1 protein-coding gene is annotated in these 307 nt (G+C 66.1%); it reads left to right on the top strand.

Annotated features, from left to right (window positions below; all coding sequences use genetic code 11):
• A partial coding sequence (locus QR64_RS24490; protein WP_039587730.1) for a hypothetical protein occupies nt 1–307 on the top strand: 307 nt, incomplete at both ends.

Genomic DNA, 307 nt, shown 5'->3' on the forward strand with positions numbered 1-307 from the left:
ACCTCGCAGTTCGATCTGCACTGGATCGTGCAGGACACCTACGACGAGGCCGGGGCTCCCACGGGGATCGGCGGTTTCGTGACCTATGCGACGGCGTTGTTCGACGAGTCGACGGTCGTGTCGTTCGTCGGGCGGTTCGTGCGGGTGCTCGAGGAGATCGTGGCGGATCCGTCGCGTCCGGTCGGGGATCTGGAGATCCTCGGTGCGGGGGAGCGGTCTCGGATCCTGGAGTCGTTCAACGACACTGCGCACGAGGTGGATGCGTCGGCGACGTTGGTGTCGTTGTTCGAGGCGCAGGTCGCCGCGA

The sequence above is a fragment of the Rhodococcus sp. Chr-9 genome, from assembly GCF_000801125.1.
GTDB lineage: Bacteria > Actinomycetota > Actinomycetes > Mycobacteriales > Mycobacteriaceae > Rhodococcus > Rhodococcus pyridinivorans.